Below are 8,032 nucleotides of genomic sequence, written 5' to 3'. Positions count from 1 at the left end.
CCACCCCCCAGGTCATGCCCTCGACAGGGGGACACAGTCATACCGGGCCCGGAGGCCAGCGGTCCCGTTGCAGGACCGCGAAAAAGATAACGGGGACAGCCCCCGCTGCCGCCGCGGTTGACCGGGCGGGCGCCCTTCCGCTGCGCCGCGAGCGGGCACCTTCCGTCGGACCACGGGCGGGCGCGGGATCGAGGCCGGTCAGGAGCCCGTGCGGGCCAGCACGCCGCGGACGAAGGCCGCCTGGCCGACGTGCTGGAGGTCGTCCGCGAGCACACTGACCAGCCGGACGCCGAGGGTGACGGGCGGGGACCACCGCTCGTCCACGACCCGCTCCAGGTCGTTGGCGTCGATCCCCCGGACGAACTCCACCGTCCGGGCGTGCACGGCGTCGTGATAGCCGGTCAGCAGTTCACCGGGAACCGCCCGCATCCGCGCCACCTGGCGGATCGAGTGCCCGTACCCGGTGGCGAGCCGTGCGTACGGCAGGTCGAAGCGGGCGACCCAGCCCCCGGCGGTCCACTCCTGCTCCACACCCGCCGCCTCGGACACATGGTCGTCCTGGACCCGGGTGAGGTGCCAGACCAGCCACCCGACCGGGTTGGCCCCGGGATCGACACGAGCCGTCAGTTCGGCGGGCGAAAGGCCCTCGACGACCGTGTGGACCTCCTCCCGAATCCGCCCGAAAGCATCCATCAGGAGCGCGGCACTCGCCCCAACAGTCCCGTCCGTCACGTCCGACACACCCGCTTCCGATTCCGCGCCCGCCCCGCCGACCTGGGGCGACGCACTCTCCTTCACCGGCGCGACCCGCCGGGTCGACCCCGGGGCGACTCGTCCCCCCGCCATCGTCGCCGACGCGCGGCGCGCTGTCCTGCTCGCGGGCGCCCGGGCCCCCGCCGTCGGGGTCGCCACTGGTGGATCCCGGCCGATCCCGACCGAGCAGGCCCCATTGTCGGACGGTGCGGTTATCGTGCGGGCATGATCTTCCGCAGAGCCCTGTTCGCCGGTGCCGTGGGCCGGTTCGAGGCCGCCGTGCGGGCCCGGGACCCGCAGGCGTCACAGGAAGCGCTCAGCGTGCTCCACCAGCGGTTCGGGCCGGCGTCGGACGCCGAGATCGCCGCCGCCGCGGTACGGCTCGCGGCGCTGCTGCCCGAGGTTCCGGCCGGGCCGCGGGCGAGCGTGGCCCTGATCGTGGGGGCGTGCGTGGAGCGGGGTGCCGACCCGGTGGCCAGCGCCCCGGCGCTGCTGACCGGACTCGGGGGCGTCCTCGGCGCGGCGGCCCGGTTCCCGGAGCGTTGGCGCGGCGCGGGCGGGGGCGAACTGCCGCTGCCGGACGCGGGGGACCCGCACGGCGGAGTGGTGGCGCGGGTCGGTCAGGAGGTGGCGGTGGCCTGGTGGACGCTGCCGCAGTGGGAGACGGCCGCACTGGCGGTGCTCAACCACCGGTCGGTCAGGGACGCCGTGACGCAACGGCCGGACCTGCTGGCGGCGGCCGGCCGGATCGCCGGGGCGGCCGACGGCCACCTCAAGTGTCTGATCTACGCACTGCTGGTCCTCGACGACCACCCCCTGGTGGCGCTGCACCGCACGACACGCACCGGTTACCTCCTGCGGATGACGGGCATAGCCGACAACTTCCAGCTCCACACGCTGCTGGCGGCCGAACTGGCGGGCGCAGGACACGTCCCGGGCGAGGTGCCGACCCCCGAGGCGGTCGCCGTGTGCCGTGACGTGCCGGGGCAAGTACCGACCTGGGGCACCTTCCGTCTCACCGCCCCCGACGGGGGCGAGATCTGGAACGAGGGCACGCCGTCGGACATCCCCGAAGTGGACGGCGTGCGGCTGTTGGTACTCGACCCGCCGCCCTACGCCCGGAGTTGGCCGGCGGGACGGTTCTTCGCGAAGATGCCGGGCGATCTGGTGCTGGAGCGGGTGCTCGACCCGACGGAGGCCGAACGCTGGCTCGACCGGGTGGCGGCGGCGCCGCAGCGCTGACGGACCGTCCGGTCACCTCGCGCGGGGTGCGGCCAGGGCCGTCCCGTCGTACCTCATGAGGAGCAGGGCGACGTCGTCGTTGCGGTTGGCGTCGTCGAGGAGCGCATCGGCGACCAGCCCGAGGTGCGCGGGGTCGGACTCGGTGAGCACGGCCCGCAGCCGGGCGACGCCCACGTCCATGTCGCAGGTGGCCGACTCGACCAGACCATCGGTGGTGAGGGCGACGACCGTCCCCGGTCGCAGGTGCAGCGGGGTCATCGGGTAGTCCGCCTCGGGCAGCACGCCGAGCGGTGGACCGACCTCCACGCCGACGCTGACGCTGGTCGCGTCGGGCAGCCGCAGGACGGGCGGCAGATGACCGGCGGCCACGCAGAGCGCCGCACCCGACCGCATGTCGACGTCGACGTAACAGCAGGTCGCGAAGAGGTCGGTCTCCATGCCGAGGAGCAACCGGTTGGCGTGCGAGACGACGACGTCCGGTGGGTGGCCCTCGATGGCGTAGGCCCGCAGGGCGGTGCGCATCTGCCCCATCAGGGTGGCCGCCCCGGCGTTGTGCCCCTGGACGTCCCCGATGACCAGGGCGACGTGGTGGTCGGGCAGCGGGATCACGTCGTACCAGTCGCCGCCGACCTCCAGCCCCGCGATGGTCGGCAGGTAGCGGGCGACGGCACGACCGCCGGGGATGTCGGGGAGGCGGCGCGGCAACAGCGAGCGCTGGAGGGTGCCGACGAGTTCGTGCTCGGCGTCCGCGGCCCGGACCCGGACGAGGGCCTGCCCGGCGAGTCCGGCCACCGCGGTGAGGAACGCCCGTTCCTCACCGCCGAAGTGATGCGGATCGTCCCAGCCGATGAGGCAGAGTCCGGCGGTGTGGCCCTGGGCGGGCAACGGAAGCACGGCGAGCCCGCCGGGACCCACTTCGGCGAGGGTCGGTTCGAGCGGGTCCCCGGCTTCCAGGAGCGCGGGACGACCGTCACGGATGACGGCGGCGAGGGTCGGCAGGGCCCGGACGGGTGCGTCCGGCCACTCGGAACACCACTCGGTGCGCCAGTTCCCGGGCCAGGCGTCGGGGTCGGGCGGGTCGAGCACGGTGACGACGAGCCGTTCGCCCTCCAGTTCGGCGAGGGCGATCCGGTCGGCCCGCAAGGGGGCGCGCAGTCCGCTGACGACGGCCTGGCTGGTCTCGCGCACGGTGGAGGTGTTCGCGAGCACGGCGGCGAGGCGCTGGACCCGGGCGACGTCGGTGGCACCGGAGCGCAGGGCGTCGACGTCCGCCACGGTGCCGATCAGTCGGCTGCGCCCGCTGTCGCCGTCGGGGACGACCTGCCCGCGCAGCCTCAGCCAGCGCGGTTCCCCCGCGGGCCGCTGCACCCGGAAGTCGAGCTCCCGGTCGCCGATGGCCAGGTGGTCGGCCTCCACGACGGACATCAGGGTCGGTAGGTCCTCGGGGACGGTGAGCGCGAGCAGGGTTTCGACGCGGCCGTCGAAGTCCGTGTCGGTCATGCCGAACAGGGCGAGGAGCCGTTCGTCGACGTCGAGCCGGCCGGTGTCCATGGCGAGTCCGAAGGTTCCGGCGCGGCAGCCGTCGCCCCCGGGCGGCGCGCCGGCCGGAGTCGGGGCGGGGACGGCACGGCCGAGGGCCGCGGTGAGCAGGGCCAGGACGTCCCGGTCGGCACGGTCGAACCCGCCCGGGCGATCGGTGACGGCGAGCAGGCATCCCGCGCTGCCCGGGCCGTCACCGAGGGGCAACGCGGCGAACGCGGTGCTCGCGGCGGCGCTCCGGCCGAGCGCCGGGAACCCGTCGAGGGCGTCGATGGTGCGCCACTGCGGGGCGCGGGCGCGCCGGGCGACGGCCATGGGTGAGTCCCCGGCGGCGGGGTAGTGGTCCCGCAGCCCGTACAGACTGCGGGGTACGCCCGCACTGTCGATCAGACTGAGGGTGGCGCCGGTGCCGTCGGGGGTGTAGACGGCGGCGAGGGTCGCACCGGTGAACACCAGGACCTGCTCGATGACGGAACGCAGCCGACTGAGGGGTTCCTGACGGCCGGGCAGCGCTTCCAGGGCACGTTCGGCGCACAGGGTGCCCGTCGCGCCCACGGAGCCCGCCGCACCCGGAATCACCGTGGTGCGTGACGCCCGTGGTGTCGTCGCGGTCCCCGCAGCCGTCATGCCCTGTTCCGACACGCCCTCGCTCACCACAAGCGTCATTAGAGCGCGTCCGGGGGCGCCGCGCAGCCCATGTGGGGGTTCTCCGTCCCCGGTGGCGCGTGCGCGCCACACGTTCAACACGAAGGAGTGATGGGGTGTACACCTGCACGAACGACCGTGAGGCTCGGTTCGGTGATCCGTTCCCGTGGGGCGGCACGGAGGGTGCCGCAGGACCGCCCAGGGTGCCGACGGGCTCCGGGGCGAGGACCGCCGGTGCGGTCAGGAGAGTCCCTGTTCGGTCCAGATGACCTTGCCCCCGGCGGTGTAGCGGGTGCCCCAGCGGTCGGCGACCTGGGAGACGAGGAACAGGCCCCGGCCGCCCTCGTCGGTGGTGGCGGCCCGGCGCAGATGGGGTGAGGTGCTGCTCCGGTCGGACACCTCGCAGATCAGCGAGCGGTCCCGGATGACCCGGACGCGGATGGGTCCGGTCGCGTAGCGGATGGAGTTGGTGACGAGTTCGCTCAGGATGAGTTCGGTGGTGAACGCCTCCTCCCCCAGACCCCATTCGGCGAGGGTGCGCTCCACGAACGCCCGGACCTCGGCGACGGCCGCCGGGTCGGAGGGGACCTCGCACTCCGCGACCCGGTCGGGTCCCAGGACGCGGGTGCGGCCGACGAGCAGCGCGATGTCGTCGGACGGCGTATCGGGGACGAGGGCGTCGAGGGTGGCCTCGCACAGTCCGTCGACGGTGCGGTGGGTGTTGGCCTCCAGGGTGACGCGCAGCAGTTCGAGCCCCTCGTCGATGCCGCGCTCCCGGTTCTCCACCAGCCCGTCGGTGTACAGGACGAGCCGGGTGCCCTCGGGGAGTTGGAGTTCCAGCGTCTCGAAGGGCAGTCCCCCGAGCCCGAGCGGCGGGCCGCCCGGCACCTCGGCGAACTGGGCGGTGCCGTCCGGCAGCAGCAGAGCGGGCTGGGGGTGGCCGGCCCGGGCCATCGAGCAGTGTCCGGTGACCGGGTCGTAGATGACGTACACGCAGGTGGCGCCGGTGACCCGGGGGCCGGGCTCGGATGCGCCGAAGTCGCCGGCCGCGTCGTGGTCGAGACGGGCGACGAGTTCGTCCAGGTGCCACAGCAGCTCGTCGGGCGGTAGGTCGAGGGTGGAGAAGTTGTGGACGGCGGTGCGCAGTCGTCCCATGGTGGCGGCGGCGTGCATGCCGTGGCCGACCACGTCCCCGACGACCAGCGCGACCCGTCCGCCGGGCAGCGGGATGATGTCGAACCAGTCGCCTCCGACCCCGCCGAGCCCCGCCTGCGCCGGGAGGTAGCGCATCGCGGCGACGAGGGCGTTCTGCTCGGGCAGCCCGTGCGGCAGCAGGCTGCGTTGGAGGGTGACCGCCATGGTGTGTTCGCGGGAGAAGCGCCGGGCGTTGTCCACGCTGACGGCGGCGCGGGCGACGAGTTCCTCGGCGAGCGAGCGGTCCTCCTCGTCGAAGGGCTCCCGTTCCCCCTTGCGCCAGAAGATGGCGACGCCGAGGACGACGCCCCGGGCCCGCAACGGCACGGCGATCATCGAGGTGAGGCCCTCCTCGACCACGGCACGCGCCCGTTCGGGGTCCTGCTTGTGCCAGCCCGTGTACGCGCCGAGGTCACGGTCGAGGACGGCGGTGCCGTCGGCGAGCACGGCGCCCAGCGGCGTGGTGCCCACGAAGCGGATGCGGTGGCCCACGGGGAAGAGCGCGGAGTCCTTGGTGGGCCCGGCGAAGGCGACCCGGCGCATCTCCCGCCCGGTGGCCGTGGCCTGCGGTTCCTCGCCCTGGAGGACCGCGGTCACCAGGTCGACGGAGACGAAGTCGGCGAACTCGGCGGCGGCGAACTCGGCGAGTTCCTCGCAGGTGCGGACCATGTCGAGGGTGGTGCCGACCCGCATCCCCGCGTCGTAGAGGAGCTGGAGGCGGCCCCGGGCGAGGTCGGCCCGGCCGGTGAGGGCGCGCAGGTCGGTGGTGTCACGGAGGGTGGTGACGGTGCCGGGGGGTCCGCCGTTCTGGTCGGTGGGCCGCTGGTTGACGGCCAGCAGCCGGTCCCCGACGGCATGCACCTCGTCCGTGGCGGTGCGGCCGGACTCCAGGAGCCGGGTGGTGCGCGGGTCGAGTCCGAGGTCGGCGACGGGACGCCCTTCCACGTCGGGGGGCAGGTCGAGCAGGCGCCGGGCCTCGTCGTTGGCGAGCAGCAACCGTTGGTCACCGCCGACGATGAGCACGCCCTCCCGCACGGCGTGCAGCACCGCGTCGTGGTGCTCGTACATCCGGGTGATCTCGGCGGGGCCGAGGCCGCGGGTCTGGCGGCGGAGGCGACGGTTGACGAGGACGGTACCGCCCGCCGCGAGCAGCACGATGCCCGCGGCGACGCCGAAGACCAGGGGGAACTGGGCCTCGATCACGCTCCGCACCTGGGAGACGGCCATGCCGGAGGAGACCGCGCCGATCACCCGGCCGTCGGAGCCGAAGACGGGCACGACGACCTGGACGAGCGGTCCGATGGCCCCGTTGGAGCTCTCGGTGACGACCTTTCCCGCGAGCGCGGACTCCAGGCCCCCGACGAAGCGTCCCCCGATGTAGGAGGGGTCGGGGTGCGTGTAGCGGATCCCCTCGGGGTTGACCACGACGATGAAGCCGACCCCGGCGCGCCGGGTGGCCTCCAGGGCATGCGGTTGGAGGATCGCCGACGGGTCCGGGCTCTTCAGCGCGGCCTCCATGCCCGGCGAGCTGGCGAAGGTCTGGGCGACGGCGATGGAACGGTTCTCCGCTTCCTGCTCGGCGTCACCCCGGGTTTGGAACACCAATGCCACCACGGCGGTCGCGACGAGCAGCGCCACGATCGCCAACTGCACGAGGAAGACCTGACCGGCGACAGTTCGCATGCTGGGAACCAGGCGCGGACGGCCGGAGCGGGCGGCCATGAACCATTACTACACCCACCCACAGACACGCGCATGGCGCGCTGCGGAAAGGTGGCCAACGGTCCGACCGGGCGAACCCGTCACAGGTCGTCACGGTGAGTGAGGATCGGCTCGGGTCGCGGCCCCGCGGCGGCCGTCCGGGGCGGGCCGAGCGGCCCGTATCGTACGGTCATGCCCGAGATCCAACTGCTCCGTGCCGATCACGCGACCGCCCTGTGCGCCTTCGAGCGGGACAACCGCGCGTACTTCGCCGCCTCCGTGCCCGACCGGGGGGACGGCTACTTCGCCGAGTTCGAGGCGCGTCACCGGGCGCTGCTCGCCGAGCAGGCCGCCGGGCACCACTACTTCCACCTCGTGGTGGGCGAGGACGGCGAGGTGCTGGGCCGGGTCAATCTGGTGGACGTCGCCGGCGGCGAGGCCGAACTCGGCTTCCGAATCGCCAGCAAGGCCGCAGGTCGGGGGCTTGCGACGGACGCGGTGCGGCGGATCTGCGTGACGGCCCGCGGCTACGGACTGCGCTCGCTGCGGGCGCGGGCGGCCGTCGCCAACGAGGGTTCGCGGGCCGTACTGGTCCGCACGGGTTTCGCGCAGGTCGGCGGGGTGGAGCTGGACGGCGCTGAGGGGCACCTTTTCCGACGGTCCCTCGGGGAGCCGACGGCCTGACGTCGACCGAGCGCCGGCGCCGGACGGCCGGGCCCGCGCGGGTGACGCGGGTCCGGCCGTCGTGCACGGCGGTGCTGCTAGATGCGCACTTGGAGGTCCGACCACTGGGTGGAGCCGGTGGCCACCTGCCCGAGCTTGGTCCAGGTGCCCGCTGCGTCGACGTTCTGGTGCGCCTCGACGGAGCCGTTCGGACCGACCACCAGGTAGTCCGCCCGCCCGTCACCGTTCAGATCAGCGAACCGCACCTGCCGATCCGACCACTGCGTCGAACCAG

Annotated in this window: 6 protein-coding genes; 2 read left to right on the top strand and 4 right to left on the bottom strand. The window is 73.8% G+C overall.

Annotated elements, in window-relative coordinates:
* Positions 1 to 198: 198 nt before the first annotated feature.
* A complete protein-coding gene (locus ACFV88_RS33305) occupies positions 199 to 693 on the bottom strand; it encodes a DUF664 domain-containing protein (protein WP_385495871.1) in 495 nt (164 codons plus the stop codon).
* 285 nt (positions 694 to 978) lie between these two features.
* Here ACFV88_RS33305 and ACFV88_RS33300 point away from each other — a divergent pair, with 285 nt between their 5' ends.
* Positions 979 to 1,995: a hypothetical protein gene (locus ACFV88_RS33300; protein WP_385495865.1), complete on the top strand. Its 1,017-nt coding sequence runs from the start codon at positions 979 to 981 to the stop codon at positions 1,993 to 1,995.
* A 12-nt stretch (positions 1,996 to 2,007) separates the two neighbouring features.
* On the opposite strand, the gene ACFV88_RS33295 is transcribed toward ACFV88_RS33300, so the two are convergent.
* Together ACFV88_RS33295 and ACFV88_RS33290 are read right to left on the bottom strand one after the other, a co-directional pair.
* Positions 2,008 to 4,161: a SpoIIE family protein phosphatase gene (locus ACFV88_RS33295; protein WP_385495870.1), complete on the bottom strand. Its 2,154-nt coding sequence runs from the start codon at positions 4,159 to 4,161 to the stop codon at positions 2,008 to 2,010.
* A 258-nt stretch (positions 4,162 to 4,419) separates the two neighbouring features.
* Positions 4,420 to 7,095, bottom strand: coding sequence for a SpoIIE family protein phosphatase (locus ACFV88_RS33290; protein WP_385495864.1), 2,676 nt, complete (start codon positions 7,093 to 7,095; stop codon positions 4,420 to 4,422).
* A gap of 171 nt (positions 7,096 to 7,266) precedes the next feature.
* Here ACFV88_RS33290 and ACFV88_RS33285 point away from each other — a divergent pair, with 171 nt between their 5' ends.
* Positions 7,267 to 7,758, top strand: a complete 492-nt coding sequence (locus ACFV88_RS33285; protein WP_385495863.1) for a GNAT family N-acetyltransferase — start codon at positions 7,267 to 7,269, stop codon at positions 7,756 to 7,758.
* Positions 7,759 to 7,835: 77 nt separating this feature from the next.
* On the opposite strand, the gene ACFV88_RS33280 is transcribed toward ACFV88_RS33285, so the two are convergent.
* Positions 7,836 to 8,032, bottom strand: a 197-nt coding sequence (locus tag ACFV88_RS33280; protein ID WP_385495862.1) for a hypothetical protein, incomplete at its 5' end; no start/stop codon positions are given.

This window comes from Streptomyces sp. NPDC059816 (assembly GCF_042732055.1).
Classification (GTDB): domain Bacteria; phylum Actinomycetota; class Actinomycetes; order Streptomycetales; family Streptomycetaceae; genus Streptomyces.
The sequence above is the reverse complement of the archived record's forward strand: the minus strand, read 5'-3'. Positions and strand labels throughout refer to the sequence as shown.

Excerpts from the sequence above, each read along its gene's own strand:
- ACFV88_RS33290 (WP_385495864.1), bottom strand. The coding sequence starts at position 7,095 with ATGGCCGCCCGCTCCGGCCGTCCGCGCCTGGTTCCCAGCATGCGAACT.
- ACFV88_RS33300 (WP_385495865.1), top strand. The coding sequence starts at position 979 with ATGATCTTCCGCAGAGCCCTGTTCGCCGGTGCCGTGGGCCGGTTCGAG.
- ACFV88_RS33285 (WP_385495863.1), top strand. The coding sequence starts at position 7,267 with ATGCCCGAGATCCAACTGCTCCGTGCCGATCACGCGACCGCCCTGTGC.
- ACFV88_RS33295 (WP_385495870.1), bottom strand. The coding sequence starts at position 4,161 with ATGACGGCTGCGGGGACCGCGACGACACCACGGGCGTCACGCACCACG.
- ACFV88_RS33305 (WP_385495871.1), bottom strand. The coding sequence starts at position 693 with ATGGATGCTTTCGGGCGGATTCGGGAGGAGGTCCACACGGTCGTCGAG.